We start from the raw sequence: 26,435 nt of genomic DNA, 5'->3' as shown, positions 1-26,435 counted from the left end.
AACATGACGGCAGGCGCGCTCGCCAGGCGCGGTTTCAGCGACAGCACCCGGGCCCTGCGGCTGGTGGAGGAGGCCGGGCTCGACGCCCGGGCCGACACCGAGATCATCGGATCGCTCGCGGCCGCCCCGGACCCCGACCAGGCGCTCCTCGGGCTGATCCGCATCCTGGAGTCCGACCCCGACCCCGCAGAGTTCCTGCACGCGCTGCGCGAGGACCGGGAGCTGCGGGCCCGGCTGTGCCGGGTGCTGGGCACGAGCACCGCCCTGGCCGACCACCTGGTGCGCCACCCGGGCGACTGGCGGGAGCTGCGGGGCGCCGACGCCGCCCGCTCCCCCGGGCCGGAGGAGGTGCGCCGCGGCCTGTTGCACACCGTGGGCGCCGACCCCCACAGCCCCGCGCCGACCGCCGACCCGGCCGTGGTCGGCGACGGTTCGCCGGAGGCCCTGCGGCACGTCCTGCGCGTGGCCTACCGCAGGCGGGTGCTGCGCCTGGCCGGGCGCGACCTGACCGGGCTGTGCACGGTGGACGAGGTCGCCGGGGAACTCGCGGACCTGGCCGCGTCGCTGCTGGACGCGTCGCTGGCGGTGGCCCGCGCCGAGCACCCCGAGGACGCCGCGCTGTGCCGCCTGGCGGTCATCGGCATGGGCAAGTGCGGTGGCCGCGAGCTCAACTACGTCAGCGACGTGGACGTGGTGTTCGTGGCCGAGCCGGCCGCGGACGGGGAAGCGGACGGGGGTTCGGACGAGAACGCGGGCCCGGGTTCCGGGAGGCCGGTGGACGAGCAGGCGGCGATGCGCGCGGCGACCCGGCTGGCCACCGCGATGATGCGCATCCCCGCCGAGACCGACGCCGAGGGCGCCCTGTGGGAGGTGGACCCGGCGCTGCGCCCCGAGGGCAGGAACGGCCCGCTGGTGCGCCCGTTGTCGGGGCACCGCGCCTACTACGAGCGCTGGGCCAAGACCTGGGAGTTCCAGGCGCTGCTCAAGGCCCGGCCGATCGCCGGGGACGCGGAGCTGGGCCGGGCCTACATGGACGTCATCTCCCCCATGGTGTGGGAGGCGGCGGGCCGCAAGGACTTCGTGGAGGACGTGCAGGCGATGCGCCGCCGGGTGGTGGCGCACATCCCGGCGGGCGAGGCGGAGCGCGAGCTCAAGCTGGGCCCGGGCGGGCTGCGCGACATCGAGTTCTCCGTGCAGCTGCTCCAGCTGGTGCACGGGCGCACCGACGAGCGGCTGCGGTCGGGCAACACCCTGGAGGCGCTGGCCGCGCTGTCGGAGCACGGGTACGTGGGGCGCGGCGACGCGGCGGGGCTGGCGGAGGCCTACCGGTTCCTGCGGCGGTTGGAGCACCTGTTGCAGCTGGAGCGGTTGCGGCGCACGCACCTGATGCCCGACGCGGCCGCCGAGGACGGTCCCGACCAGCTGCGCCGCCTGGGGCGGGCGCTGGGGATGACCGCGAACCCGGTGCGGGAGCTGACCGAAGCGCGCCGCCGGGTGTCGTCGGAGGTGCGGCGCCTGCACGAGAAGCTGTTCTACCGGCCGCTGCTCAACGCGGTGGCCAGGCTGCCGGGCGAGGAGGCGCGGCTGTCGCCGGAGCAGGCCAGGGACCGCCTGGAGGCGCTGGGGTTCGTCGATCCGGGCGGTGCGCTGCGCCACCTGGAGTCGCTGACCTCGGGGGTCTCGCGCAGGGCGGCGATCCAGCGGACGCTGCTGCCGGTGATGCTGGGCTGGTTCTCCGACTCCCCCGGCCCCGACGCGGGCCTGCTGGGCTTCCGGCAGGTGAGCGAGGCCCTGGGCACCACGCCGTGGTACCTGCGCCTGCTGCGCGACGACGTGCGGGTGGCCGAGCGGATGGCGTGGCTGCTGGGGACGAGCCGGTACGTGACGGAACTGCTGCTGCGCGCCCCGGAGGCGGTGGCGATGTTCGACGACGACGGCGACCTGGTGCGGCGCGACCCGAAGGTGCTGGCCGGGGAGGCGGAGGCGGCGCGGCGCCGGTACGACACGGCCGAGGAGTCGGTGTCGGCGGTGCGCGCGCTGCGCCGCCGCGAGCTGCTGCGCACCGCCGCGGCCGACCTGCTGGAGGTCGCCTCGGTCCAGGACGTGGGGGCGGCGCTGACCGACATCGCCGCGGTGACCGTGGAGGCGGCGCTGCGGCTGGCGCAGAACCTGGTGGTGGCGGCGTCGGGGGACGAGCCGCTCACCCGGGTGTGCGTGGTGGCGATGGGCCGGTTCGGCGGCGGCGAGCTGACCTACGCCAGCGACGCGGACGTGATGTACGTGCACGACCCCCTGCCGGGCGTGGACACGGGCGCGGCGACCAGGCAGGCGCTGGCCGTCGTGCGGGAGCTGGCGCGGCTGCTGGAGATGCCCGCGGCCGAGCCGCCGCTGAAGGTGGACACCGACCTGCGCCCGGAGGGCCGCAGCGGGCCGGTGGTGCGCACGCTGGAGTCCTACGCGGCCTACTACGGGCGCTGGTCGCAGGTGTGGGAGAGCCAGGCGCTGCTGCGGGCCAAGCCGGTCGCGGGCGACCCGCAGCTGCGGGAGGCGTTCACGAGGCTGATCGACCCGATCCGGTACCCGGAGGGCGGGATCGACTCCTCGGCGGTGCTGGAGATCCGCAAGCTCAAGGCGCGGATGGAGTCGGAGCGGCTGCCGCGCGGCGCCGACCCGACACTGCACACCAAGCTGGGCCGGGGCGGGCTGTCGGACGTGGAGTGGGTGGCCCAGCTGATCCAGCTGCGCCACGCGCACGAGTACCCCGACCTGCGGACCACCGGAACCCTGGAGGCGCTGGAGGCGGCCGTGGCGCACGGTCTGCTGGACGCGGAGGACGGCGAGGTGCTGGGCCGGGCCTGGCGGCTGGCGTCGCGGGTGCGGGGCATGGTGATGCTGGTGCGCGGCCGGGGCGGGGACTCGCTGCCCTCGGACCTGCGGGTGCGGGCGTCGCTGGCGGAGGCGATGGGCTGCCCCTGCGGTGGAGACGGCGAGGACGAGGAGGAGGGCGCCGGGGAGGGCGCGGAGTCCGTGCGGGAGGGCCCGGCCGAGCAGTTGACGGAGACCTACCTGCGCGCCACCCGCCGGGCGCGGGCGGTGATGGAGCGCGTCTTCTACGACGACTAGGTGTACTGACCACGGAGCTGTTCGGCCAGCCGCTCCAGTTCGGCCATCGCGGCGGGCGAGCGGTCGTTGAGTCCGCTGTGCACGGCCGTCGGGCTCTTCAGGAAGCGCCGGAGCACGGCCACGAGGAGTCCCTGCGGCAGGGCCCGCAACCCGGTGAACGCGCGGGGCACCGGCGGCGTCTCCAGCGCGGCGAGGTTGCGCCGCATGAGATGGAGCATGCCGCGGACCGCGTCCGGGTCGTCGGCCAGCGCCACCGGGCCGCCCGCCGCGTGTACCGCCTGCCCGAGCGGGACCTCGAACGCGGCGTGCGTCCTGAGCCAGGCGTCCATCCGCGGCTCGGCCTCGGCGTTGACCCCGGCGGCACGGAACGTCTCCACGATCCGTGCCAGCCGCGGGGTGGTACGGCCGTCGGGCTCGCCGACCGGCATCGCGACCCGGCGGACGACGGGACCGCTCCCGCGGTAGCGGACCACGTCGCCGTCCATCGTGCCGCCGAACGGGGGGAAGCCGAGCAGCAGCCGCTCGCGGCCGATCGCCGCGCCCAGTGCCTCCGGGCCGGCTGCCCAGTTGAGCTGGGACAGCACGTCGCCCCGGACACCGGCGAGTGATTCCAGCACCGCCTCCACCTGGTGGGTGCGGACGAAGACGGCGATCAGGTCGTACCCGCTGTCCGGGTGCTCGACCGCCGGTACCGGCACCCGCTCGACCGCCGGGGCGTCCTCCTCGGCGAGCCGTACTCCGTGTCGGCGCAGGGCTGCCAGGCGCTCGCCCCGGGCGAGGAGCGAGACGTCGTGGCCGGCCTCGTGCATGCGGGCGGCGAACAGGCTGCCGCAGACCCCGGCTCCGTACACGAGCAGCTTCATGGCGATCCTCTTTCATACGTTCGTTTGATTCATACGTTCGTTTCATTCAAACATATGTAGAGTCCCTCGTGTGGCGACCACAGACACCCGCACCCAGCTCCTCGACGCGGCCGAGCACCTCTTCGCCGAGCACGGATACCGCGGCACCTCGGTCCGCGCGATCACCGCGCTCGCCGGGGCGAACCTGGCCGCCGTCGGTTACCACTTCGGCTCGAAGGCGGAGCTGATGGCCGCGGTCGCCCGCCGCGTGGTCGAGCCCGTCAACGCCGCCCAGTGCGCCGGGCTCGACGCACTGCTCGCCCGGACCCCCGACCCACCGGTCGGCGAACTGGTGGAGGCGTTCGCGGGGCCGCTGTTCGACGGGATGCCGGTCGGCGACGAGGGCGGTGCCCGGACGTCCCGGATGATCGTGACGATCCTCAGCGACCCGGCCGAGGAGGCGCGCGCCTGGACCGGTCCGGCCGAGGACTCGGTCCGCGAGCGCTACCTCGCGGCCTTCGCGCGCGTGCTGCCCGACCTCTCACCGGAGGAGCTGCGGTTCAGGATACGGAGCATCCTTGCCGTGACGGCCGTCGACCGCCTTGAGGTCCACCAGCGGCCCTCCCCCGGCTGCGTGCCCCCGGCAGCGGGCGAGGCGGCCCGGCGGTGGGCGATCACGTTCCTCACCGCGGCGTTGAGTGCGCCACCGACCCGGACCTGACCACCCGGGACGGGCGCGGGCGGCGCGGGCCGGGAGGCGTCCGCCCCGCCGGTCGGGGTGTGGACGGTCTCGGCTCGGCGGCCGCCCCCGCGCCGGAGGAGTCGGACGCGGGGGCGCCGGGGCCGGGGAGTGGTCGGCCCCGCGGAAGCGGCTCGCGGCCCCCGGGAGGGCGTCCCGGGAGGGCCGTGCGCGGCGCCCCGGTCGGGGCGCCGCGCACGGGTCAGTCGCGCCAGGTGACGCTGGTGGCGGGGCCGACGCGGTTGGCGCCGGACTCCCACTCGGCGTTGCCCGCGCCGTCGACCTTGACCAGCTTCCACTCGGTGTCGGCGCCGATGGGGGCGGTGCCCGACCACACGGGGTAGGTGGAGGCGTCGGTGGACAGCTTCACCCCGTTCTGCGGGTTCCAGGACCCCAGCGCGGGGGTGGAGCCGACCACGTACACCTCCTGGCCGTACCAGGTCTCCACGGTGGCCGAGACGCTGACCTGGCCCGGCTCGCCCGGCTCGCCGCCGCCCTCGCACTCGGCCGGGTCGTCGCAGGTGCCGCCCACGTGCAGGGCGACGGCCCCGTCGGCGGGGACCCGGGCGCTGATCCGGCCGTCGGCGACGGTGAGGGTTCCGCTCCCGGCGGCGTTGTCGTAGCTGCCGTCGGGCAGGTCGGTGTCGGCGGTCAGGTTCCAGGCGGAGCCGGTGGCGTTGAAGGCGGCGAAGCCGCGGTCGCCCCGGTCGAAGGCGAGCCGGGAGGAGCCGTCGGCGGCGCGCTGGACGACGGGGGTGTCGCCGGTGGCGTTGCGGAAGGCGGCCATCCCGGCGACGGTCGGGTGGCGGTGCTCGCAGACCCACTCGGCGCTGGAGCAGTCGGTGTCGGCGGTGATCCAGCCCGCCGGGTTGCCCTGCACCTCGCCGACGCTGGGCGGGCCCTGGGTGACGTTGGAGCCGAAGTCGTAGCTGGACATCACCACGGGGCGCCCGTAGGGGTGGGCCAGCATGAACGCCACGGCCAGGTGGTAGCGGTCGCCGTCCTTGAAGGTCAGCGTCGGGTGGTAGCGCTGGGTGTCGTGGTTGTCGACGAAGACGGTGGCCTGCTCGTCGGTGAGCCCGCCGTAGTCCGGCAGCTGGGCCAGGCCGGAGATGTTGCCGTCCGCGAACTTGTTGGAGATGTCGCGCTGGTAGTCGAAGGCGGTCACGCGGCCGTAGGGCGCGTAGGCGGTGTAGGGGATGGTCTGGTCCCCGTAGACCTCGTGGAAGACGTCGGGCTGGCCGCCGAAGACCGGGACCTCGTTCAGGTCCGAGAAGATCGCGTCGACGTGGGCCTCGGGGACGTGCTTGGAGGCGTCCACGCGGAAGCCCGCCACGCCCATGTCCACCAGTCCGTTGAGGTAGCGGCGGATCTGGGCGCGCACTTCGGGGTCACCGGTGTCGAGGTCGGACAGTCCGACGAGTTCGCAGTTCTGCACCTCCCACTTGTCGTTCCAGTTGCTGATCTCCCTGCGGCAGGAGCTGAAGTCCTCCCCGGTGCGGGAGGCGGTGCCGTCGCCGAACAGGTCGGGGTACTCGTACTTGGCCCAGTCGGTGCCCGCGCTGCCGGTGCCCGAGCCGTCGCCGGTCATGTGGTTGATGATCGCGTCGGCGTAGATCCTCACGCCGTTGTCGGCACAGGTGGAGACCATCGTCTGGAACTCCTCGGCGGTGCCGCGCCGGGTGTTGTCGAGGCGGTAGGAGGTCGGCTGGTAGTCCTGCCACCAGGGGTAGTCGCCGCCCTCCGCGAAGGGGATGACCACGTGCTCCTGGGGCGGGGAGACCTGCACCCCGCCGAAGCCGTGGGGGCCGAGGAACTCCTCGCACTCGGCGGCGACGGAGTCCCAGTTCCACTGGAAGAGCTGGACGATGGTCTCGCCGTTGTCGGCGGCCCGGGCGTCCTCGGCGGGGGCGGGGGCTGCCGGGACCTGTGTCGTGGGGGCCTCCGGGACGGGGACGGCCTGCGCGGGGGCGGCCAGCAGGCCGACCCCCATCAGGACCGCCCCGGCGACGGCGCCGGGTCGGATGTGCTTCATGTGCGCTCCTTGGGGGAGGTAGCGCGGCGGGGCGGCACTGCCCCGTCCGCTGTTCCCTTGCAGTGTTTGCAAGAGTTTGCGTGAGCGTGACGAAGCTAACAGACCGGAACGCTCTTGTGAACGGGTGTTGATCTGAACGTCACACCGCTCACCCAGTGCGACGACCTCCGCTCCCATCTGCCGTGATGCGCTTCGGGCCGCCCTTTCCACCGGCCCGCCCCCGGGACGCGCTCCCGCGTGAGCTGGGACGACACCCGCGCAAGACCCCGAAGCCCGTGGGAAAGTTTTCGCAAGGTTACAAAAACGCACCCAGAAAAAACCGGTGGCGGCACGGTTCGTGCCGCCACCGGTGGTGGCTCCGGAGGGGCCTGCGGGGGCCGCTCCGGGAGGGCTTACCAGAAGACGGCCACGCCGATGTTGACGATGGCGAGCACGCCCGCGATGATCGCGAGGTTCTTGGCGGGCTTGCGCAGGTTGAGCACGCCCACGACCACGACGGCCAGCGCGACCAGCAGCTTGACCGCGATCTTGACGTGGTTCAGCTCACCGAGGTCGGCCATCTCGGCCACCCCGACCAGCAGCAGACCGGTGACGAACTGGAGCAGGGAGCTGTGCAGCAGGACCTTGGTCGACTTGGGGTTGTCGGTGATGACCTGCATGAGGAAGCCCGCGATGATCCCGGCCAGGCCGATCATGTGCAGGAAGACGAGCGCGGAGTAGAGAATGTCCATGCCGGAAACACTACTACGCCCTGTAGTTTTCCCTCTCCGGGTTCATGACACACTGACGTAACAAAACCGGCACCCCCACCTGCCCGGCTTCTCACCCGCACGGCGCCCCACCTGCCCGGCTCCCCTACCCGCGCGGCTCCTCACCAGCCCAGCTCCCCACCAGCCCGGCTCCTCAGCCGCGCGACACCGCCCTCCTGCGCCGCCACAGCATCCAGGCCAGTCCCACCGCCAGGGCGACCCCCGCGGCCCGCAGCAGGTTCGCGGGGTCGGTGTACTCCGAGACCCGCGACATGGCGGTCTGTTCCGCGACCAGGACCGAGTCGCTGGCGCACGCGGCCGGGTCGGCGTCGCGTTCCAGCAGCAGGCAGGCGGTGCTGGTCAGGCGCTCCCCCGTCGCCTCCGGAGCGCGGACGCGCACCGTGTACACCGCCTCCTCCCCCTCGGGCACCGTCACCCGCCAGTTCACGATCCCGTCCCGGACCACCCCCTCCTGCCCGACCTCGACGATCTCCAGCTCCCCGGGAACGTGCTGGGCCAGCAGGGCGTCCTCCACGGGACCGTCGCCGACGGTGGTGCTCAGCGTGAACTCCTCACCCGGCCGCGGTGCCTCGCCCGCCTCCAGGAACAGGCCCACCCGCCCCTCACCCTCCACCGGCTCCGCGGCGGCGGGCGCGGGAGCGCCCAGCGCGCCCGCCGCCAGCCCCGCCGTGAGCGCGCCTACTGCGAGCGCGCCCGCCGTCCCAGCCCTGTACTTCCGCGTCATGTCGCGCCTCCCACGTGCGTTGTCGCCGCCTAGACAACTACGGGTCATCGGTCGAAGGCGCGGTGTGACACGCCGTCGGGGGTCGGGTCTTAGGGAGCACCGGCGCTCAGACCTCCCAGGACTGGGATTCCTCCCCATGTGCGCCCCGGGGTCTTAGGGAGAACGTGGAGAGCACACGGCGGGACACCGGTTCCGCCTCGCGAGTGAAGAGGAGAGCACCGTGTTCCACAGCGAACTGCTCAACGCCAACGCCCGGGAGATGACCGAGCGGCGCGTCCGCGAGGCGGAGAACGTGCGGGCGGCCCTGCGGGCACGCGCCGAGGAGCGCGCGCGGCGCAGGGAGGAACGCCGTGAGCGCCAGCGCCGGCGGCGCTCCTACGGCCGCGCCGCGTGAGGGCGCGCGGGAGGGGACAAGGGAACCGCGCGGTGTCGGACACACCCCCTCCCCTCCCGGACCGGTCCGCTGCCCGTCGGCCGCCGCGACCGGCTCCGGCTGCTCGGCGAGCGCACCCGAGGACTCGGGCTGAACCGACCGGAGCCGAGGACGCGCTCCCCGGGCCGGACCCCGTACCCCGGCGGGACGCGGTGGTCGGAACCGGACCGGCGCCGCGGTCGGGGCCGGAACCCGAAGGCGGAACCGGGCCCGACTCGTCCGCGCGCCATGCGGCGGCGGGCGGGCGAGCAGGCAGGCGGCGGGCGGGTGGCGGACAGGCGGGCAGGTGGGCGGCAGGCGGGTGGCGGACAGGTGGGCGGCGGGCAGGCGACGGCGGGCAGGCGATGGCGGGCGAAAACCCCCTGAGAAGGCCGCACATGACAGGCATAATGGGCGCTATGCCCGTTCTTGCCGACAGTCGTACCGTTTTCGTGGGCCGTGAGCGCGAACTCCGCCTCCTCCGGGACCACGCCGGGCGCTCCCACACCGAGGCGTCCGGAACGGTGCTGGTCAGCGGTGACGCGGGCGTGGGCAAGAGCCGCCTGGTCGGCGAGTTCGTCTCGGCCCTGCCCCGGGGGACGGTCTTCGTCGGCGGCTGTCTCCAGCTCGGCGTGGACGGACTGTCCTACGCCCCCTTCACCGCCGTGCTGCGCCAACTCCTGCGCGAGCGCGGACGCGCGGCGTTCGAGGCCGCGGCGCCCGGGGGCACCGGCGAGTTCGCCCGGCTCCTGCCCGAACTGGGCGAGGTGCCCGTCCTTCGCCCGGAGAACCGGGGGATCCTCTTCGAGCAGGTCCTGCGCCTGTTCACCCAGGCCGCCGAGGACGGCGGCGTCACCGTGGTGCTGGAGGACCTGCACTGGGCCGACGGCGCCACCCGCGACCTGCTCGTCTTCCTCGTCCGCAACCTCGACCTGCCGGGCGTGCAGCTCGTGGCCACCTACCGCAGCGACGACCTGCACCGCGCCCACCCGCTGCGCCGCCTGCTGCCCGAACTGCGGCGCGCGCCCGGGGTCGAGCCGCTGGAGCTGGCGCCGCTCAGCCGCGAGGAGGCCGGCGCCCAGGCCGCCGCGATACGGGGAGCCGACCTCACCGGCCACGAACTGGACCAGCTGTACCGGCGCACCGAGGGCGTCCCGCTGTTCGTGGAGTCTCTGGCCTCGGCGGTCGGCGACCCCTCCGTCGGCGGCCACGACGTGCCCGACCAGTTCCGCGACCTGCTGCTGGAGCCGCTGCACCGCTTCGACGACACCGCCCTGGCGGTGCTGCGCGTGGCCTCGGTCGGCGCGGTCTCGGGCAGCATCGAGCACGAGATGCTCCACCACGCGGCCGGGCTACCCGAACGCGAACTGGAGACCGCGCTGCACACCCTGGTCGACGCCAACACCCTGCGCGCCGACCGGACCGGGTACCGCTTCCGGCACGCCCTGCTGCGCGACGCCGTGCACGGCGACCTGCTGCCCGGCGCCCACGCCCGGCTGCACATGCGCTTCGCCCAGCTCATCGACGAGTACCCCGACTCCGTCCCCTACGACCGCAGGGCCGCCGAGCAGGCCCACCACTACAACGCCGCACAGGAGCTGCCCAGCGCACTCCAGGCCGCCTGGTGGGCGGCGGTGCGCGCGGGCGACACCCTGGCCTACGGCGAGGAACTGGACATGCTGGAGCGGGTGCTGGCCCTGTGGGACCGCGTCCCCGACGCACGGGAGCGGGTCCAGGGCAGGACCTGGGCGGAGGTGGCCAGCCTCGCGGCGGGGGCCGCCGTGGAGGCGGGCCGCGCCAGGCGCGCCCTCGAACTGGCCGACGAGGCCCTGGCCGCCCTCCCCGAGGACGGGGGCGACGACCACACGCTGACCGTGCGGGCGGGGCTGCTGCGCCGCCGCGGTCTGGCACGTGCCGCGGACTCCTGCGGCAGCGGGATCACCGACCTGGTCGCGGCCCTGGAACTGCACCCGCCGCACATGCCGGGGTACGGCCTGCTGCTGTCCATCCTGGCCCGGGAGAGCATGGTGCACCGCGCCGACCGGCGCCACACGCCGGAGCAGGAGCGGCTGCGTGAGCTGGAGAGGTCCGGAAGGTCGGCACGCGCGCTGGCGGAGGAGGCCATCGCCCTCGCCGACCCCGCCGGGCAGAGCGGCATGTGCGCGGCCGCCGACGCCCGCATCACCCTGGGCGGCCTGCACATGGACGCGGGCGACCTGGAGGGGGGACGCCCCCTCATCGAGGCCGCCATCCGCTACGCCGCCGAGGCGCGCGACCCCGGTCTGGAGGCGCGCGGGGCGGGCAACCTGGGCCACTTCCTGCGTGAGCTGGGACACCACGAGGAGGGTCTGACGGTCCTGGAGGAGTCCCTGGCCCGGCACGAGGCGATGGGGTGGGCGGCCGTCCACAAGACGTTCAACCACCAGAACCGCGCGGAGATCCACTTCGAGTTGGGAGACCTGGCCAAGGCCCGCGGCATCCTCGAAACGGTCCTGCGCACCCACCCCTCCAGCAAGCACCGCTTCTACGTCGACGCGGTGCTGGCCCGCACGGCGGCGGCGCAGGGGGACCCGGAGGCGGCGCGCCGGACCATGAGGGTGTCGGGGCGGGAGGACGCGCTGGCCTCGCACCGTATGAACATCGTGCAGCTGTCCCTGCTGGCGCTGCTGGAGGCGGACCTGGTCGCGGGGGACGTGGACGACGCGCTCGTCCTGGCCGAGCGGACGCTGGAGCGGCTGGCCCTGGAGTCCGCGCACGGGTACACGTGGCCGATGGCGGAGGTGATGGCCGGGGCCGCTCGGCTGGGCGCGGCGCCGGGCCGCCCGGAGGGGACGGCGCAGCGGGCGCGCCGGGTGCGGGACCTGGTGGCCGCGCTGGTGGCGCCGATGCCCGCCCACGGGACGGCGCAGCACGCCTACCGGGTGTCCGTCGGGGCGCACCTCGCCGAGGTGGACGGCACGGGGCCGGACGCGCCATCGCTGGAGCGGTGGCGCGGGTCGGTGGCGGCCTGGGAGGCCACGCCGATGCGGCTGCACCTGGCGCGGGCCCGGCTGCGGGCCGCCGAGGCGGCCGTGGCGGTCGGGCGGCGGGAGCAGGCCGTGGCGTGGGTGCGGCAGGCGCACGCGACCGCCCGGGAGTGCGGAGCGGTGCCGCTGGCCGACGCCGCCGCGGACCTGGCCCGCAGGATGGGCTGCGGCCTGGAGGAGGACGCGGCCCCGCCCGCCGTCCCCGCCGGGCTGACGGCGCGCGAGACGGAGGTGGCGCGGATGCTGGTCGTGGGCAGCACCAACGCCCAGATCGCCGAGCGGCTGTTCATCACGCCCAAGACCGCGAGCGTGCACGTGTCCAACATCCTGGCCAAGCTCGACGTGCCCAACCGGGCCGCGGCCGGAGCGCGGCTGCGGGAGCTGGGCCTGGCCTAGGACCGGGCCCCGGGCCCGCCCGGACCGCGACGGGGACCGGGGGGAGGCGCGGAGCCGGTGGAGGCAGGCGCACCGCCTCCACCGGCTCCGCGCCGCGGGACGTGCCGTGTTCCGGCGACCGGTGCGGGCACGGGCGCGCCGGAGGAGGCGGACGGAACCCGGTTCAGACCGTCCAGCGGTTGGTGATGGGCACGCGGCGGTCCCGGCTGAGGTTGCGCGAGCTGATCTTGGTGCCCGGCGCGGACTGGCGGCGCTTGTACTCGGCGCGGTCCACCATGCGGATGACCCGGCGCACCAGCTCGGGGTCGTACCCGGCGAAGACCAGTTCGGCCTCCCCCTTGTCCGTGCCGACGTAGGCGTCCAGGACTGCGTCGAGCTGTGTGTAGTCGGGCAGGGAATCGGTGTCGAGCTGGTCGGGGCGCAGTTCGGCGCTGGGCGGCTTGGAGATGGAGTTCTCCGGGATCGGCGGGGTCTGCCCCAGCCGGTCGGCCTCCTCGTTGCGCCAGCGGGCCAGCTCCCAGACCAGGGTCTTCCAGCAGTCCTTGATGGGCGCGAACCCGCCAACGGAGTCGCCGTAGAGCGTGGAGTAGCCGGTGGCCGCCTCGCTCTTGTTGCCGGTGGCCAGGACCAGGTGGCCCTCCTCGTTGGACAGCGCCATCAGGAGAGTGCCGCGCACGCGGGCCTGGAGGTTCTCGGCGGCCAGGCCGGTGAGCGGCACGCCCGCCTCCCCCGTGGACCGGGTGAACGCCTCCACGGCCGGGGCGATGGCGATGGTGCGGGCGGCGAAGCCCTGGCGGCGCGCCAGCTCCTCGGCGTCGCCGATCGAGTGGTCGCTGGAGTGGGCGCTGGGCATGAGCACGCCGTGCACCCGGTCCGCGCCCAGGGCGTCCACCGCGATGGTGGCCACCAGCGCGGAGTCGATGCCGCCCGAGACGCCGACCAGGACCGAACCGAAGCCGTTCTTGACGGTGTAGTCGTGCAGGCCGGTGACCAGCGCGCGGTAGACCTCGCCCGTGTCGGAGAGCGGGTCGGGCCGCGGGGTGACGGTGGCCGCCCGCGGCGGGTAGGGGGCGACCGGGTCCGCCGAGACGGTGTGGCGCATGACGCGCAGGCCGTCCACCCGCGCGCCCGGGCCGTCCGGCGCCGGTCCGGCCTCGGGCAGGTCCAGGTCGGCGACCAGGAGGGTCTCGGCGAACTGGGGCGCGCGGGCCACCAGCTCCCCCTCGGAGTCCACGATCAGCGAGTCGCCCTCGAAGACCAGCTCGTCCTGGCCGCCGACCATGTTGACGTAGGCCAGGGCGGCGCCGACCTCGCGGGCGCGGCGCTGGCACAGCTCCAGGCGCACGTCGTCCTTGTGGCGCTCGTAGGGGGAACCGTTGAGGGAGACCAGGAGGCCGACCCCGGCGGCGCGGGCCGCGGTGACGGGGCCGCCCTCCTGCCACAGGTCCTCGCAGACGGCCAGGGCGACGTCCACGCCGCGGACGCGGACCACGGAGAGGGTGTCGCCGGGGACGAAGTTGCGGAACTCGTCGAACACGCCGTAGTTGGGCAGGTGGTGCTTGGCCGAGGAGAGGACGACGCCGCCGCGGTGCAGGACGGCGACGGAGTTCTGCGGTGCCCCGGCGGGCTGGCCGTAGCGTGCGCCCGGGCCCTCGCGGCGGGAGAGGTATCCCACCACGACGGGGAGTTCGCCCAGGCCCTCCCGGGCGAGGTCGGCGGCCAGGGCGCGGGTGGCCTTGATCGAGGCCGACACGAAGGAGTTGCGCAGCGCCAGGTCCTCGACCGGGTAGCCGGTGACGACCATCTCAGGGAGGACGACCAGGTGGGCGCCCTCCTCGGCGGCCCTGCGCGCGGAGTCGACGACGAGGGACAGGTTGCCGTCCAGGTCGCCCGTGGTGGGGTTGACCTGGGCCAGTGCGATTCTGAGCTGTGCCACGGGCCCGAGCCTAGCCGCAGGATGTTTCCGGGGCGCGGTCGCGGCGGGCCCGGGCACACGGCACGGCACCGGGCGCGGACGGCCGGGAAGCGGTGGCGCGCACTCCGGGGGCTGCCGCGGGTTCGGCGCGGGTTCCACGCGGGTCCGGCCGCCGACGGCGGGCGGATGGCCGGAAACGCCCGGTCACGGGCCATAATGCGTGTGCGGGTGACGGACCGGGCAGGCTGTTCGGCGTGTGCGGAAATACCCCGGAAATATCCGCACGGCACACTGGACCTGGGAGACCGTGTCCGAACCGGCCCCGCTGTACGCCGGGAGGGCCCGGACACCGACCGCATCGAGGAAGGTTGATCGTGAATCGACAGCAGGAATTCGTGCTCCGCACGTTGGAGGAGCGCGACATCCGGTTCGTGAGGCTGTGGTTCACCGACGTGCTCGGGTACCTCAAGTCCGTGGCGGTCGCCCCCGCCGAACTGGAGGCGGCCTTCTCCGAGGGCATCGGTTTCGACGGCTCGGCCATCGAGGGGTTCGCGCGCGTCTACGAGGCCGACATGCTGGCCCAGCCCGACCCCTCCACCTTCCAGGTGCTGCCCTGGCGCAACGAGCCGCACGGCACGGCGCGCATGTACTGCGACATCCTCATGCCCGACGGCTCGCCGTCGTCGGCCGACCCGCGCCACGTGCTCAAGCGCGCACTGGGCAAGGCATCCGACTTGGGGTTCACGTTCTACACGCACCCCGAGATCGAGTTCTACCTGCTCAAGAAGATGCCCGAACTGGGCGAGCTGCCCGAGCCCAACGACTCCGGCGGCTACTTCGACCACACGCCGCACAACAGCGCGCACGACTTCCGGCGCAACGCCATCAACATGCTGGAGGCCATGGGCATCTCCGTGGAGTTCAGCCACCACGAGGGCGGGCCGGGGCAGCAGGAGATCGACCTTCGCTACGCCGACGCGCTGACCACCGCCGACAACATCATGACCTTCCGGCTCGTGATGAAGGAGGTGGCGATGGAGCAGGGCGTGTACGCCACCTTCATGCCCAAGCCGTTCACGCAGTACCCGGGTTCGGGCATGCACACGCACCTGTCGCTGTTCGAGGGCGACCGCAACGCCTTCTACGAGCCGGGGGCGGACTTCCAGCTGTCCAAGGTCGGGCGCGGGTTCATCGCGGGGCTGCTGCGGCACGCCGACGAGATCACGGCCGTCACGAACCAGTGGGTGAACTCCTACAAGCGCCTGTGGGACGACCCCGCCGCCTCGGCGGGCATGGGCGGCGAGGCACCGGCCTACATCTGCTGGGGCCACAACAACCGCTCGGCGCTGGTGAGAGTGCCGATGTACAAGCCGGGCAAGTCCAACTCCAGCCGGATCGAGATCCGCTCGCTGGACACGGCCTGCAACCCGTACCTGGCCTACGCGGTGATCCTGGCGGCTGGTCTGAAGGGCATCGAGGAGGGCTACGAGCTTCCTCCGGGCGCGGAGGACGACGTCTGGGCGCTGACCGACTCCGAGCGCCGGGCGCTGGGCATCCGGCCGCTGCCGCAGAGCCTGGACGAGGCGCTGCGGATCATGGAGAACAGCGAGCTGGTCGCCGAGACGCTGGGCGAGCACGTCTTCGACTTCTTCCTGCGCAACAAGAAGGCGGAGTGGCACGACTACCGCCGCCAGGTGACGCCGTACGAGCTGCACAGATACCTGCCGACCCTGTAAGAGCCGGGTGGCCATGTAGTCCTGTGGCGCTGTGAGCCTGCGCGAGCCCCCTTCCCGGGTATCCCGGGAAGGGGGCTCGGTGCGTCTCGGGGGTGCTTCAGGAATGCTTCGAAGGGGCCAGGGGCCGGGGTCAGGGCTTCAGGGGGCGGAGCCCTTCACGGCTTCCAGGAGGGCGGTCCACTCGGTGCTGTCGGCTTCCAGATGGCCGAGGTGACGGTTCTGGGTGTCACGCACGGCCGCGCCCGTTCCAGTCCTCTGGGCTTCGACACAGTTCCCACCGTTGCCATGGCTGAAAGTGGACTTCTTCCATTCAGTCGAGAGCTTCGGTTTCGTCATCCCTTGACCGCTTCCAGGAGAGCAATCCACTCACGGTGGTCGGCTTCCAGATGGCCGAGGTGCCGGTTCTGGGTGTCACGCACAGCCGCGCCCGCAGAGGTCCGCTTCGCCTCTACGCACTGACCACCGTTACCACCGCTGTAGGCGGACTTCTTCCACTCAGTCGAGAGCTTCGTCATCGTGCTTCCTTCGATGCTGGTAGAGAGCCTTGAGTGACTTCTCAGGTGACAGCGCGACCCCCAAGAGGTCACTGAAAATCCTATCCATCCGGCTCACGTCGTCCTGATCCGTCACCATGCGACCAGACAGCCCGTCCTCCAGGTAGAGCGTGTCCTCCTGGTCTTCGAAGCTGAAGACGGTGAACGGCATGACCGCGGGAGGACCGTGGGTTTCCAAGGGAATGACGTGGGTCCGGACTTTCCTGGACTCAACCATGTCTATCAGCTTTGTGATCTGATCGAACATGACTTGAGGGCCTCCGATAGAGGCAGCTAGTACAGCCTCGTTCATGACGAGGACCAGCCGGGGAGGGTCAGGAAGGTCCCAGAGCTTCTGACGCTCCATCCGCCCGAACACCAGCTCTTCAATGTCCCGTTGGGGCGCAAGACCGTTGTTCGCTGCGATCAGGGTACGAGCGTATGCCTCGATTTGGATCAGCCCAGGAACCACAGTGGTCTCAAACTCTCGCATAACAGTCGCCCTGGGCTCAGCTTTGACCAGGTCAACCACCCAGTCAGGATATGACTTCTTGGAGTTGAGGCGATCCCAGAGCCTGACAAGAGCCCCCTCCCCCGCGATCAGGTCGTCCAACTCCACCGCCATCTCGCGTGAGGGCCAGTGCGTACCGGACTCGAAGCCGGAGATGAGGGTGTCAGAGCAGTTCAGCGGGGCAGCCAGGCTCTTCTGGGTTCTTCCTGCCCTGGCGCGCAGAACCTTCAACTCAGTTCCCCACTCCCTGGCGTGGGGCCTGACCTTGTGTTTCGCCATTACTTCACCCTTTTCCACCATCTCCGCACCACCGAAAACAGCACTTCTCAGATTCTCCCATATACCCATGCCCTCTATGGTTCTGAGCTTCTCTCTCGGATGATCAGTTTCACGGCCAGCGACGGCCTGTGACAGCGACTTTGAGAACATTCCACCATTCCACGGAGGAAAAGGGACATGTCAGAACCCGAGAATGAGACCACAGTGACCAGGGAGGCGGCCAAGAGGCTCGCACTGGAACTGGACAAACTGAACCTCAAGCCGCTCCCCCGGCCGGAAATGGTGCTGGTGGTGAAGCGGGGTTCTCAGGAACAGTCGGTGCGCCTGATGCGGGCGGACTCGGGCCAGTGGCACTGGTTCTGGATGTGGGAGCCCTTCCGCACGCAGGACGCCTGGGAGTACGAGCAGGGCCTTCCGATCGGCCGGGAACAGGACATGGCCCGCCGTCTCCTCAGCGTTCTGGAGATCGCGGAGGCCGGTGAGAAGACCTCGTGAGCGCGCACGAACTCCCCCGCTTCCTCGCTGAGGTCTCCCCCGAGGTGGCCGCGTCCCTCGCCACCACGCCGGGGGTGGAGAGGGTGACGCCCCGGCAGATCCTCTGCTCGGCCGTCGGCCTGCTCAACCTGCGCAAGGCCGGGGGAACCGTCTTCTTCGCCCGCGGCGGGGCCGTCCTCACCCGCCCCGGCATGCGGATGGTGACCTTCGCCGAACTCCAGGCGGGCGACCTCCCCCGCAGGTACCTGTGAGACCCACGGCCACCACGCGGAGGACCACGGGCCCTCCTCCGGAAGAAGACACATCCGGTAGGAGGGCCCGTCCTCTGACGGCTGGTTCCCTGACGACTCCCTTGTCGGACGGACTCCTTCTCTGACGGCCCCTTCTCCGACTGGCTCCTTGTCCGACCGGTCCCCTATCCGACAGCCACCTTTACCGAGGGGACTCCGCCGGGCGCGGAGCAGCCGCACGGGCGCACCCGCACGACCGCCCACGTACCGCCCCGCCCGGGAATCAGGGCGTGTACACCTCCGGCCAGGGAGCGGGCTCCATGCCGTCCCCGATGAAGAAGCTCGGATGCGGCGGCTGGTTGTAGGCGGTGTTCTGCCAGGCGACGGCCACCCGGTACTGGGTGTCGTGCATCAGAGTCGGCATCCGCAACTCGGTGGGCAGCGGCGTGGAGTAGATCCGCAGCGCCCGGTTGTCCTCGGTTCGCCAGACGACCTCCTCACGCCAGTCACCGAGGATGTCCCCGCTCAGCGCCGGTGTGGACTTGGTGCCGTTGTTGGAGGCCACCCCGGAGCCGGTCAGCAGCCGGGTGTCGCCACCGGTGCCGTACTCGTCGATACGGGTGCCGTCCAGCAGTTCACGCAGCGGGTCGCCGTCCCACCAGGCCACGAAGTTCGCGGACGAGGGGGCGCGAACGCCCAGACGGTTCCCCTCGGCGTCGTACATGCCGCTGATGCCGCCGCCCGTGACCCAGAACTCCGCGCCCGGGTTGCCCGGCCACACGTCCGAGGCCACGCCCCGGCCGGGCCCCTCCTCACCGCTGGCGGTCGGCCTGCGCCAGACCACGTCTCCGGTGTCGGCGTCGGCCACGTAGGCTCCCGCCGCGCCCCCCGTGCGCTCGGTGATGGTGAATACCTCCAGGCCGGAGCGGTCGGGCAGCAGGTCGCCCACGTGCATGGCGTCCCCGTGTCCGTGACCGGTGGCCCACATCCCGCCTCCGTCGTCGTCCACGGCCATCGACCCGTACATGACCTCGTCGCGGCCGTCACCGTCGGCGTCGGCGATGCTCAACTGGTGGTTGCCCTGACCGGCCCACCGCGACCCGGCCTCGTCGCTGTCGAAGGTCCAGCGCCGGGTGAAGCGCCCGTCGCGCCAGTCCCAGGCCGCGATCACCGAGCGCGTGTAGTAGCCGCGCGCCATGACCAGGCTGGGCCGCTGGCCGTCCAGGTAGGCGACGCCCGCCAGGAACCGGTCCACCCGGTTGCCGTAGCAGTCGCCCCAGTCGCAGACGTCGCCGCGTCCGGGCACGTAGTCCACCGAGTCCAGTTCGGCCCCGCTGCGGCCGTCGAACATGGTGAGGAACTCCGGCCCGCTCAGGACGTAGCCGTCGCCGTTGCGGTGGTCGGCCCCGGCGTCGCCGATGACCCCGCCGGTGCCGTCCACGGTGCCGTCCGCCGTCTTCACGGCCACCTCGGCCCGACTGTCGCCGTCGAAGTCGTAGACCTGGAACTGGGTGTAGTGCGCACCGGCGCGGATGTTGCGCCCCAGGTCGATCCGCCAGAGCCGCTCGCCGCTGAGTTCGTAGGCGTCGAGCAGCACGGGGCCGGTGCGACCCGACTGGGAGTTGTCCCTGGCGTTGGTGGGCTGCCACTTCAGGACGATCTCGTACTCGCCGTCGCCGTCGAGGTCGCCCACGCTGGCGTCGTTGGCGTCGTAGGTGTAGCCGCTGCCGCCGGACGGGACGTCCAGGGGCACGTCCAGGTAGCCGTCGCGCAGCGCCAGTGAGGTCCCCGACGCCTCCGCCTCCTGCCCGTCGACCACGGGGCGGACCGTGTAGTCGGCGTCGGCGGAGGCCCCGCCGTCCAGGTAGGAGGTGGCCCCGGTGAGGGGTTGGGAGTTGAGGCGTGTGGAGCCCCGGTAGACGTTGAAGGCGACGCCCTCGGAGTCGGTGGCCAGCAGCCGCCAGCTCACCAGGTTGCCCTGCGGGCCGTGCACGCTCACCAGGCCGCGGCCCAGTTCCTCGACCTGGCGCCCCTCGCCGGTGGTGGGCGGGTCCTCGTCGTCGGGCGGCTCCTCACCGGGCGGTTCCCCGGTGTCGCCGGTACAGACGGTGCCGTTGAGCGTGAAGGACTCGGGGATCTCGGGGGTGCCGCCGTGGGAGCCGTTGAAGCCGAAGCCGACCGAGGCCCCGGTGGCGACGGCGGCGTTCCACCCGGTGTCGGCCACGCTGACGCGGTCCCCGGAGCCGGAGAACTCGCCGTTCCAGCCGCTGGTGACGCGCTCGCCCGCGGTGAAGTCCCACTCCAGGGTCCAGCCGTCGAGGGGATCACCGAGGTTGGTGACGGACACGGCGGCGGTGAACCCGTTGTTCCACTGGTTCTGGATCGTGTAGTCGACCTCGCAGCCGGCGGCGGCGGAGGCGGGGCCGGTCGCCACGGCGGCGAGCGCCGCGCCCGTGGCGAGGGCGGTCGCGAGGCAGGCGCCGCGCCGTGTGCGTTGACGGGCGGCAGGGGGGATGGGGGGCATGGGAAGGCAACTCCTCACCGCATCCGGTACCGACGTGTCGCGGCGGCCCGGATGCGTCGATGTGATGGGAGCGCTCCCGAAAACACCGCGAATGTAACACGGGGAGTAGCGGCGCGACAACGGCTCTTTCTAAACCGATTTACGTCCGATCGGAGGACCTGAGTCCCAGTTGACATGGGATGTCCGACCGCCACGTGTCAGGCGAAGGCGAGGACGGAGCAGCCAAGGGCAAAACGATTCAAGCCCAGGTCGGCGCCGCACGGGAACAGCGGCTCGGCGGGCCTCGGGCCGACCTGAGGAGACAGACGGTTCCACAGGTCCCACGCGGCCCTTGGAGGCAGACGACCTCGTGAACCCTGTGCGCGCGGCAGGACGCGAGTCCGCCGGGACCGGATCAGCGGACACAGCGGGCTCAGCGGATCGCGCGGGCCAGGTCGCGCAGCCAGGGCTCCCGGAAGGCGGGCTCCCCGGTCAGCACCCGGTGGACGTGCTCACGGACCTCACGGGTGCGTCCCCGTTCGACCAGGTGCACCGCCGTGGACAGGGCGCACAGCGCCTTCTTGTCGTGTCGGGGCTCGGTGACGGAGGGATCCGCCCAGAGGGTGCGGCGGAAGGACGCGGTGGTCTTGGGCTGGTCGTTGCCCAGGTGTTTCCACAGCCAGCCGGGCACGGAGATGTTGCGCACCGCGCTGGCTGGCAGCTCGTGGGTCCAGTCGGCGTTCTGCTGCCAGCGCCAGGTGTTGGGGCTGGTCTTCTCCCGCAGGGTGACGCCCAGGTAGCGGACCCTGCGCCGGATGACGTTCCAGGCGGCCCTCTCGTCCTCGATCCAGTCGCGCAGGTTCTCGTGCAGGTTGCCGAAGGTGGACCCGTGCAGGACCAGGTCCACGAAGACCAGGGGGCGCCCACGCGCGGCCAGGCTCCGCGGCGTGATGCCCGAGGCGGTGAGGTTGGTGCGCAGCTGGGCGCGTTCGGCGGGGGTGAGCCCCCGGCCTTCGTACCCGTAGAGCGACAGGGGCAGCCGTCTGAGCCGCTCCCGGTAGGGGGTGTCGGAGAGCACACCGCTGAGCAGGTCGAAGAGGCTGTCCGGGGAGCGGCCCACGAAGTACAGGTCCCCGTCCGCGCTGCGGGCGAGCACCCTGGCCGCGCACTCGGTCAGCTCCTCGACGTAGAGGGGCTCGTGGTCGTGTCCTTCGGTCAGGGAACCGAGCTGGTCACCGCCCGCGACGTCCCAGCGGAAGGGCAGGTTGGGTTCGTTGTGGGCCATGGAACCAGGGAAGCAGGAGGGCGGTCGTCGCCGCTACGGGGTTTCGAACCCTGTGGACGACCCGGGGTCACCTGCGCTTCACCCCCGGCTGTTAGCCTCCCGCGGCCGGGATGTCGTCGTCCCGGTCGTGCCCGGTTCGGCTGGGCCGGTTCAACGGGACTCCCGACCGCCGGGACCCACGGCCGTCGGAACCACGGGTTGTCGGCACCCGCGGCCGCCCGAACCCACACCGTCGCGACCCCGGCCGCCGGAAGCCGCGGCCGCCGGAGTCCCCGGTCTTTCGCACCCCGCTCCCCCGCTGAGAGGATGCCCTCATGAAGCCGCGTTCACGCCCGCTGGCCAGACCGGTGGCCTCCACCGCCACCCTCGTCCTGGCCGCGTCCGCCCTGGTGGCGGCCCCCGCCTCCGCCGGGGCGTCGCCGTCGGTGCCCCAGCCGCCCGGATCGCACGAGGTGCGCTTCGCCGCCTTCAACACCGCGCTGGAGCGCCCGGGCCAGGGGGTGCTCGCCGAGGAGCTGGCCACCCCCGACAGCGAGCAGGCGCGCAACGTCGCCGAGATCATCCAGCACGTGCGCCCCGACGTCCTCCTGGTCAACGAGTTCGACTACGACGAGGAGGGGAACGGGCCCCGCCGGTTCCAGGACAACTACCTGTCCGTGGGCCAGAACGGCGCCGACGCCGTCGAGTACCCCTACGTCTACTCGGCGCCCGTCAACACCGGCGTGGCCTCGGGTGCGGACCTCAACGGCGACGGCGAGGCGGTGACCGAGCCCGGCAGCCCCGCCTACGCCGAGGACTCCTTCGGGTACGGGCTGTTCCCCGGCCAGTACGGGATGGTCGTGTACTCGATGTACCCGATCGTCACCGAGGACGTGCGCACGTTCCAGACCTTCCGGTGGGCGGACATGCCCGGCGCGCTCTTGCCCACCGACCCCGGGACGGGCGAGTCCTACTACTCCCCCGAGGCCCTGGAGGTGCTGCGGCTGTCCTCCAAGAGCCACTGGGACCTGCCGATCGACACGGGCCGGGGCCGCCCGGTCCACCTGCTGGCCAGCCACCCGACCCCGCCGTCCTTCGACGGCCCGGAGAAGCGCAACGTGGCCCGCAACCACGACGAGATCCGCTTCTGGGCCGACTACGTGACCCCGCGCGCAGCCTCCTACGTCTACGACGACCAGGGGCGGCGCGGCGGCCTGCCGGTGGGCGCCCCGTTCGTGATCGCCGGGGACCTCAACGCGGACCCCAACGACGGCGACGGCCACCCGAACGCCATCACCCAGCTCCTGGAGCACCCCGGGATCAACGACGTGCGCCCCTCCAGCCAGGGCGGCAGGGGCGCGGCCCAGCGCCAGGGCGGGGCCAACGACGGGCACGGGGGCGACCCGGTGCTGGACAGCGCCGACTTCGCGGACGAGCCCGGCCCGGGCAACCTGCGCGTGGACTACGTGCTGCCCTCGCGGACCGTGCCGACCCGCTCGTCCGGGGTGTTCTGGCCGACCGTGGACGACCCGCTGTTCCGGCTGACCGGCGACTACCCCTTCCCCAGTTCCGACCACCGGATGGTGTGGGTGGACGTGCTCCGCCACTGACCGTGCCCGCCCGTGGCCGGGACGCGGTCACCTGGCGCGGACGGCCTCCTCCTGCGCGGCGGCCAGCCCGGCGCTGATGACGCTGTCCATGATGGCGGCGAGCCGGTCGGGGCCCAGGCGCGGGGCGTGCTCGGCCATGCGCTCGACCAGTTCGCGCTCACGCCGCATGTCGCGCCCGGCGAAGTAGCCGACCGGCTTGAGCCGCTGCACCTGGGCGGCGACGAGGGCGCGGCGTTCGAGGAGCGAGGCCAGTTCGGCGTCCATCTGGTCGATGCGTCCGCGCAACCGGCGGATCTGCTCCTGGGCGGCGGGCGGGGTGGTGCGGTGCTCGGACACGGTGGTTCTCCCTCGGGGGGGCGGTCCCGGCGACGGGCCGGGCGCGGTCGCGGTGCGGCCGGACGCCCCCGCGGGATGCGCGCGGTGCGTGGAGAGCGTGTCGTGGGGCGTCGGCCGCCTGAAAACGAGGAGGAGCACCGGGCTGCTGCCCTGGTGCTCCGTTGCCGACGACCCCTGGTTCCGCCTACGTGAGAGCGGCCGACGAGGTCGTCGGCTGGCTAAACACGTGATAGCGGCGGGTCATGGGGGAGATACTACCGAATCCGCCGGTGAGGACGCGACGGTCCGCCCCCTGCGGGGGTCGCGTCACCCCGCGTGCGGGGGCGCGCCCCTCCGTCGCGCACGCGCGTGGGGCGGCCCGCCGCAGTGGTCGGTGCGGCGCTGCCGCGTACGCGCGTGGGACGGCCCCGCCTGTCGGCGCGGGCCGCCCCACGGTGCCTCGGGCCGGGTGGTCCGGCTGGCGGCTCAGCTCTGCTGGACCCCGGTCTCGGGAATCCTGACCTGGACCATGAGGGCGGTGGCCTCCGCGGTGACCTCGCCGTGGGCGCGGATCCGCCCGGAGACGAAGACCTTGCGGCCCTCCACCCGGTCCACCTCCGCGGTGACCTCCAGCGGGGTGAACAGCGGCGTGGGCTGCCGGTAGTTCACCTCCAGCTTGGCGGTGAGCCCCGGGGTGGTCTCGACGGCGGAGACGCTGCCGACGGCCTGGTCGAGCAGGGCCGCGATCCAGCCGCCGTGCACGAGCCCGGGCGGGCCCTGGTAGACGGTGTTGAGGGTGACCTCGCCGCGCAGGCCCTCGGGGGTGCGCTCCAGCAGGAGCGGCGGGGCGGCGGGGTTGGTGTCGCCCGAGACGATGTTGGTGATGGTGCCGTACTCGACGTCTCCGCTCTGGAGGTCGCGCTGGACCATGGTGCCGATCTGGCGGCGGGCGACGTTGAGCCTGCCGGTGATGCCCTCGACGGTCGCCGCGGCCTCGGCCAGGGTGTCGGTGTCGACCTCGGTGTTGGCGACGGCGTCGACGAGGTCGTGGACGCGGGCCACGAGGGAGCGCAGCTCGGCGGGGATCTGGGCCTGGTCGACCACCGGGAGGCCGAAGGCGCGGGGGTCGGGGCGGTCGGCTACCGGCTGCGTGTTGACCGTCATGTGTTCCTCGTCGGATCGGGGTGTGCACGGGCGGCTGGGGGCACCACCGTCAAACCGAATCCTACTCGGTCGCATTCCGGTGGGGCGGGGCCGGGCGGTGCGCTCCCTGTCACACGGCGCGGAGACGGACGGCACGCGCGGCGGCGTCAGTCCAGTTCACGCACCATGTGCAGGTGCGGAATCCCCGCGTCCAGGAACTCCTCGCCGTAGGCCGCGTAGCCCAGCCGCGCGTAGAAGCCCAGCGCGTGGGTCTGGGCGTGCAGCTCCACCTTCGACAGACCGCGCTCGCGGGCCCGCTCCTCCACCGCGCGCACGAGCGCGGCGCCGGTCCCGGTGCCGCGCCCCTTGGGCAGGACGGCCAGACGGCCGAGGAGGCCCACGCCTCCGCCCAGGTCCACGAGGCGGACCGTGCCCACGGGGATACCGCCGTCCAGGGCGAGGAGGTGGTCGGCGGTGGCGTCGCGCGCGTCCCACTCCTCCTCCACGGGCACCTGCTGCTCGGCGACGAACACGGCTCCCCGGATGACGAACACTGCGGCGCGGTCGCGCTCATCCCGCGCCAGGCGGATCTCGGTCGTAGTCATGCAGGCAGATTAGTCCCATGACGGGGCGAAACACGCATCGTGGGTGCCGTTCCCCGGCTGGCGCGGACCTGCGGGCGGCGCCAGCCGGTGTCCGATCGTCACCGGTGCCCGTGCTGTCGCACCGCCCGCTCCGTCTCAGGCGTCAGCGCCCGTTTCGTTCCCGCCGCGGAAATCCAGGCGGTCCCCCCGGTGTCTGGGCCGAGGCCCTGGCCCGTGGCGGCGTTCCCGGCCCCGCCCGCGCGAGGTCCGTGGCGGCGCCCGCGCAGCGCACTGCCTAACCTGGAGCGATGGGCATGCCCGGCGACGTTCACCCCCGGATCGAGGACCCGCGCGCGGAGCGGGCGCGCTACTGGCGCTTCTCCGGGCTGCCCGAGACCGAATTGCTCACCGCCCGCTTCGTCACCACGGCCTTCACCCGCCACACCCACCCCACCTACACGATCGGGGTGATCACCGGCGGCATCGAGGAGTACACGCACGAGCGGGGGCGTGCCCGTGTGGGGCCGGGCGGGTTGGCGGTGGTCGGCCCCGGGGAGGTGCACACCGGCCACGCCGGGATCCCCGAGGGCTGGAGCTACCGCGTGTTCTACCCCCTGCCCGAGGTGGTGGCCGACATCGCCCGTGAACTGGGCATGCGCGGGACCCCGGCGTTCACCGAGTCCGGCATCCACGCTCCCGAGGCCGCCCGGGTGCTGGCCACCGCGCACGTGGCCGCCGAGAACGGCGACCGTCTCACCGCCTCCTCCCTGGCCAGGCAGGGCCTGGGGATGCTGCTGCGCTCGCACGGCCGCGAACGGGCAGCCGGACCGGCCGGGCACGCGGCCCGCCCCGAGGTGGAGCGGGCACGACGGATCCTGGCCGGGCGACTGGTGGACCCGCCGACGCTGGAGGAGCTGGCGGCCGGACTGGGCATCGGCCCGTTCGCGCTGTCGCGGGCCTTCCGCGCCGTCCACGGTCTGCCGCCGCACGCCTACCTCAACCAGTTGCGGGTGGACCGGGCCCGGGCGCTGCTGGCCTCGGGCCGCCGGGCGGGCGAGGTCGCGGTGGAGGTGGGGTTCGCCGACCAGCCGCACCTGACCCGACACTTCAAGCGCCACCTGGGGGTGCCTCCGGTGGCCTACCAGCGCGCCCTGCTGTCCACCTGAGCCGCTGGCGGATCGGCGCCGGGGCGTCCGTGGGGTCGGGGGCCGCGGCATCCGGGCTGTCCCCGCGGGACCGGTTCCGGTCGC

22 protein-coding genes are annotated in these 26,435 nt (G+C 72.8%); 9 read left to right on the top strand and 13 right to left on the bottom strand.

All coding sequences use genetic code 11. The features are described from left to right. Positions 1–3: 3 nt before the first annotated feature. Complete coding sequence (locus PV789_RS08850; RefSeq protein ID WP_274978097.1) at positions 4–3,123, top strand: bifunctional [glutamine synthetase] adenylyltransferase/[glutamine synthetase]-adenylyl-L-tyrosine phosphorylase; 3,120 nt, start codon at positions 4–6, stop codon at positions 3,121–3,123. Here PV789_RS08850 and PV789_RS08845 read toward each other — a convergent pair. Then, positions 3,120–3,986 carry a ketopantoate reductase family protein gene (locus tag PV789_RS08845; RefSeq protein WP_274976950.1) on the bottom strand — a complete coding sequence of 289 codons (867 nt, stop codon included), beginning with the start codon at positions 3,984–3,986 and terminating at the stop codon, positions 3,120–3,122. The genes PV789_RS08850 and PV789_RS08845 overlap by 4 nt on opposite strands. A 70-nt stretch (positions 3,987–4,056) precedes the next feature. Here PV789_RS08845 and PV789_RS08840 point away from each other — a divergent pair, with 70 nt between their 5' ends. Continuing rightward, positions 4,057–4,686 (top strand): TetR/AcrR family transcriptional regulator, encoded by a 630-nt coding sequence (locus PV789_RS08840; RefSeq protein ID WP_274976949.1) that lies wholly within the window; start codon positions 4,057–4,059, stop codon positions 4,684–4,686. Positions 4,687–4,906: 220 nt separating this feature from the next. Here the strand turns inward: PV789_RS08840 and PV789_RS08835 are convergent, their stop codons facing one another. The 3 genes from PV789_RS08835 to PV789_RS08825 form a co-directional block, all read right to left on the bottom strand. Next, complete coding sequence (locus PV789_RS08835) at positions 4,907–6,739, bottom strand: carbohydrate-binding module family 20 domain-containing protein (RefSeq protein WP_274976948.1); 1,833 nt, start codon at positions 6,737–6,739, stop codon at positions 4,907–4,909. Between the two features lie 392 nt (positions 6,740–7,131). Next, a complete protein-coding gene (locus tag PV789_RS08830; protein WP_019610181.1) occupies positions 7,132–7,470 on the bottom strand; it encodes a hypothetical protein in 339 nt (112 codons plus the stop codon). Between the two features lie 172 nt (positions 7,471–7,642). Further along, on the bottom strand, positions 7,643–8,233 hold the full coding sequence (locus PV789_RS08825; RefSeq protein WP_274976947.1) for a hypothetical protein: 591 nt from the start codon (positions 8,231–8,233) through the stop codon (positions 7,643–7,645). Positions 8,234–8,453: 220 nt separating this feature from the next. On the opposite strand from PV789_RS08825, the gene PV789_RS08820 reads away from it, so the two are divergent. Both PV789_RS08820 and PV789_RS08815 read left to right on the top strand, forming a co-directional pair. Further along, positions 8,454–8,627, top strand: coding sequence for a hypothetical protein (locus tag PV789_RS08820; RefSeq protein WP_274976946.1), 174 nt, complete (start codon positions 8,454–8,456; stop codon positions 8,625–8,627). Positions 8,628–9,055: 428 nt separating this feature from the next. Beyond that, on the top strand, positions 9,056–12,067 hold the full coding sequence (locus PV789_RS08815) for a helix-turn-helix transcriptional regulator (RefSeq protein ID WP_498049383.1): 3,012 nt from the start codon (positions 9,056–9,058) through the stop codon (positions 12,065–12,067). A gap of 163 nt (positions 12,068–12,230) precedes the next feature. Here PV789_RS08815 and PV789_RS08810 read toward each other — a convergent pair whose 3' ends face one another. Beyond that, positions 12,231–14,003, bottom strand: coding sequence for an NAD+ synthase (locus tag PV789_RS08810; RefSeq protein ID WP_274976944.1), 1,773 nt, complete (start codon positions 14,001–14,003; stop codon positions 12,231–12,233). 353 nt (positions 14,004–14,356) lie between these two features. On the opposite strand from PV789_RS08810, the gene PV789_RS08805 reads away from it, so the two are divergent. Continuing rightward, complete coding sequence (locus PV789_RS08805; RefSeq protein ID WP_274976943.1) at positions 14,357–15,718, top strand: glutamine synthetase family protein; 1,362 nt, start codon at positions 14,357–14,359, stop codon at positions 15,716–15,718. A gap of 138 nt (positions 15,719–15,856) precedes the next feature. Here PV789_RS08805 and PV789_RS08800 read toward each other — a convergent pair whose 3' ends face one another. The 3 genes from PV789_RS08800 to PV789_RS08790 are packed head-to-tail and all read right to left on the bottom strand — an operon-like array spanning position 15,857 to position 17,191. Beyond that, a complete protein-coding gene (locus tag PV789_RS08800) occupies positions 15,857–16,054 on the bottom strand; it encodes a DUF397 domain-containing protein (protein ID WP_274976942.1) in 198 nt (65 codons plus the stop codon). Then, complete coding sequence (locus tag PV789_RS08795) at positions 16,051–16,233, bottom strand: DUF397 domain-containing protein (RefSeq protein WP_274976941.1); 183 nt, start codon at positions 16,231–16,233, stop codon at positions 16,051–16,053. The genes PV789_RS08800 and PV789_RS08795 overlap by 4 nt, the downstream gene beginning before the upstream one ends. Further along, entirely contained in the window at positions 16,214–17,191 is a 978-nt protein-coding gene (locus PV789_RS08790) for a helix-turn-helix domain-containing protein (RefSeq protein ID WP_274976940.1), read from the bottom strand. The genes PV789_RS08795 and PV789_RS08790 overlap by 20 nt, the downstream gene beginning before the upstream one ends. A 27-nt stretch (positions 17,192–17,218) precedes the next feature. Here PV789_RS08790 and PV789_RS08785 point away from each other — a divergent pair, with 27 nt between their 5' ends. Both PV789_RS08785 and PV789_RS08780 read left to right on the top strand, forming a co-directional pair. Then, positions 17,219–17,536, top strand: a complete 318-nt coding sequence (locus PV789_RS08785) for a hypothetical protein (protein ID WP_274976939.1) — start codon at positions 17,219–17,221, stop codon at positions 17,534–17,536. Next, complete coding sequence (locus PV789_RS08780) at positions 17,533–17,787, top strand: hypothetical protein (RefSeq protein WP_274976938.1); 255 nt, start codon at positions 17,533–17,535, stop codon at positions 17,785–17,787. Before PV789_RS08785 ends, PV789_RS08780 begins: the two co-directional genes overlap by 4 nt. Positions 17,788–18,049: 262 nt before the next feature. On the opposite strand, the gene PV789_RS08775 is transcribed toward PV789_RS08780, so the two are convergent. Together PV789_RS08775 and PV789_RS08770 are read right to left on the bottom strand one after the other, a co-directional pair. Next, positions 18,050–20,290, bottom strand: a complete 2,241-nt coding sequence (locus tag PV789_RS08775) for a rhamnogalacturonan lyase family protein (RefSeq protein ID WP_274976937.1) — start codon at positions 20,288–20,290, stop codon at positions 18,050–18,052. 412 nt (positions 20,291–20,702) lie between these two features. After that, positions 20,703–21,554, bottom strand: a complete 852-nt coding sequence (locus PV789_RS08770; protein WP_274976936.1) for a hypothetical protein — start codon at positions 21,552–21,554, stop codon at positions 20,703–20,705. Positions 21,555–21,868: 314 nt separating this feature from the next. Here PV789_RS08770 and PV789_RS08765 point away from each other — a divergent pair, with 314 nt between their 5' ends. Beyond that, entirely contained in the window at positions 21,869–23,143 is a 1,275-nt protein-coding gene (locus PV789_RS08765) for an endonuclease/exonuclease/phosphatase family protein (protein WP_274976935.1), read from the top strand. A 27-nt stretch (positions 23,144–23,170) separates the two neighbouring features. Here the strand turns inward: PV789_RS08765 and PV789_RS08760 are convergent, their stop codons facing one another. From PV789_RS08760 to PV789_RS08750, 3 genes are all read right to left on the bottom strand, one after another. Then, complete coding sequence (locus PV789_RS08760) at positions 23,171–23,479, bottom strand: chorismate mutase (RefSeq protein ID WP_274976934.1); 309 nt, start codon at positions 23,477–23,479, stop codon at positions 23,171–23,173. Between the two features lie 465 nt (positions 23,480–23,944). After that, positions 23,945–24,622, bottom strand: coding sequence for a PaaI family thioesterase (locus tag PV789_RS08755; protein WP_274976933.1), 678 nt, complete (start codon positions 24,620–24,622; stop codon positions 23,945–23,947). Positions 24,623–24,768: 146 nt separating this feature from the next. Further along, on the bottom strand, positions 24,769–25,206 hold the full coding sequence (locus PV789_RS08750; RefSeq protein ID WP_274976932.1) for a GNAT family N-acetyltransferase: 438 nt from the start codon (positions 25,204–25,206) through the stop codon (positions 24,769–24,771). Positions 25,207–25,499: 293 nt separating this feature from the next. Between PV789_RS08750 and PV789_RS08745 the strand changes: the two genes are divergently transcribed. Next, positions 25,500–26,351 carry a helix-turn-helix transcriptional regulator gene (locus PV789_RS08745; protein ID WP_372491836.1) on the top strand — a complete coding sequence of 284 codons (852 nt, stop codon included), beginning with the start codon at positions 25,500–25,502 and terminating at the stop codon, positions 26,349–26,351. Positions 26,352–26,435: the final 84 nt, after the last annotated feature.

This window comes from Nocardiopsis camelliae (assembly GCF_028993595.1).
Taxonomy (GTDB): domain Bacteria; phylum Actinomycetota; class Actinomycetes; order Streptosporangiales; family Streptosporangiaceae; genus Nocardiopsis; species Nocardiopsis dassonvillei.
The sequence above is the reverse complement of the archived record's forward strand: the minus strand, read 5'-3'. Positions and strand labels throughout refer to the sequence as shown.